This is a genomic window from Streptomyces caeni (assembly GCF_042678285.1).
Taxonomy (GTDB): domain Bacteria; phylum Actinomycetota; class Actinomycetes; order Streptomycetales; family Streptomycetaceae; genus Streptomyces; species Streptomyces caeni.
This window is the reverse complement of record NZ_JBHUDX010000106.1, coordinates 8,065-9,995: the sequence shown is the minus strand read 5'-3', so window position 1 is coordinate 9,995 and position 1,931 is coordinate 8,065. Positions and strand designations below refer to the sequence as shown.

Below are 1,931 nucleotides of genomic sequence, written 5' to 3'. Positions count from 1 at the left end.
CACGGCTCAGCCGGCGTCCGGGCGGGCCACTCGCGCAACGCCCCCGGCCGCCCGTGGGGGCGGTGTGGCGTTCGGCGGGCGGACAGGCCGCCGGCCGGGGCTCCGGAGGCAATAGGGTGGAGGCGCATGAGGCCTTTCGCCCTGGTACAGGGGGCCGGAAGGCAGCCCGATCGCTCCGCCGTACACCAGGCGGTGCCGCGCCGAGGAGTCAACTGCCGTGTCGGACCCGATGCGCCCGCCCGTCTCCCACCACCCTCGAACGACGTCGCTACGCTCCGACGCCTCCCGCCCCCGCGCTTCTCTCCGTACCGCCGTGGTCTGGGAGGTCCTCAAGGACGCCCTCGACCGCCGCGTCAAGGCCACGGGGCGGGAGGTGCTGGACGTCCTCGACACCGGCGGCGGCAGCGGCAAGTTCGCCGTGCCCGTCGCCCGTCTCGGCCACCGCGTCACCGTCGTCGATCCCAGCCCCAACGCGCTGTTCGCACTGGAGCGCCGTGCCGCCGAGGCCGGTGTCGCCGACCGGGTGCTGGGCGTCCAGGGCGACGCCCACGGCCTCTTCGACGTGGTCGAGCGCGGCGGTTACGACGTCGTGCTGTGCCATGGGGTCCTGGAGTACGTGGACGACCCGGCCGAGGGCGTCCGCAATGTGGTCGCCGCACTGCGCCCCGACGGCGTCCTCAGCCTGCTCGCCGCCGGCCTCGGGGGCGCCGTGCTCGCGCGGGCCCTCGCCGGGCACTTCACGGAGGCCAAGCAGGCGCTGGAGGACCCGGACGGCCGCTGGGGCGAGGGCGACCCGGTGCCGCACCGGTTCACCGCGGAGCAGCTCACCGCGCTCGTCGAGGACGCGGGTCTGCGCGTCGGCGCCGTGCACGGCGTCCGGGTCTTCGCGGACCTCGTGCCGGGGGTGCTGGTCGACACCGAGCCGGGCGCCCTGGATGCGCTGCTCAAGCTGGAGGCGGCGGCCGCCGAGGCTCCCGCGTTCCACTCCGTGGCCACGCAGCTCCACGTCCTCGGTGAGACCCAGGGGGCAGCGGGGGCTTGAGCAGCTGCCCGTGACGCGCCGCTGATCAGCGGATCGGCGGTGGATGGAGTACGCCACAGGTCACCCGATCGGGCGGTCCGCGCCGTATGATCGAGGGAGACCGCCCGGCATGACGGGTCGGCCGCTGGGGAATGGAAGCCTCAGTGGGCCGGGACGGCCATGGCGGATTCCGGTTGGCCAATTGGCGTAGAGGGGCGGGTTTCAAGGGGGCGGTTCCCTGCCTATCCTGAAGGGAACCCCCGGTCGCCCCGGCGACTGCACGATGAGGAGGACTCCGTGCCGCTCTCGGAGCACGAGCAGCGAATGCTCGAGCAGATGGAGCGAGCGCTGTACGCCGAAGATCCCAAGTTCGCGACAGCGCTTGAGGGAAGCGGGCTGCGTACGTACACCCGGCGACGGGTCTACCAGGCGGTCGCCGGCTTCCTGGTGGGTATCGCGCTCCTCATGGCCGGAATGGTCGCACAGCAGATCTGGATCAGCGTGGTGGGATTCCTCGTCATGCTGGGCTGCGCCGTGCTCGCCGTGACCGGGTGGCGCAAGGCCCCCAAGCCGGGAGAGCAGGGGGCGCCGGGAGCCCGCAGGCCGGTGCGGCAGCGGCGCTCCATGATGGACCGGATCGAGCAGCGCTGGCAGCGGCGCCGGGACGAGCAGGGCCAGTAGCTTTCCCACGGCACTCGAAGGACTGCAGGCAGGGGGCGACCACCGATGAGGTGGCCGCCCCCTGCTGCCGTCCCGGGCCGGCGCGCGTAACCTCCCGCCGCCCTGGCCCCCGGCGCCGGCAGGTCCGCTCGGCAGGTCCGATACGGACGGCCCGCCCGCACGGCCTGGGAGTGACGGGCCCGGGAAGCCCCCGGATGGATACGGCGCCGCCCGCTGCGCCCCCGGGGGC

The 1,931-nt window shown here is 74.0% G+C and carries 2 protein-coding genes; both read left to right on the top strand.

What is annotated here, in order from left to right; all coding sequences use genetic code 11:
• Positions 1 to 217 precede the first annotated feature (217 nt).
• Positions 218 to 1,042 carry a methyltransferase gene (locus tag ACFSL4_RS32970; protein ID WP_381091175.1) on the top strand — a complete coding sequence of 275 codons (825 nt, stop codon included), beginning with the start codon at positions 218 to 220 and terminating at the stop codon, positions 1,040 to 1,042.
• 276 nt (positions 1,043 to 1,318) lie between these two features.
• On the top strand, positions 1,319 to 1,702 hold the full coding sequence (locus ACFSL4_RS32965; protein WP_381091173.1) for a DUF3040 domain-containing protein: 384 nt from the start codon (positions 1,319 to 1,321) through the stop codon (positions 1,700 to 1,702).
• Positions 1,703 to 1,931 lie beyond the last annotated feature (229 nt).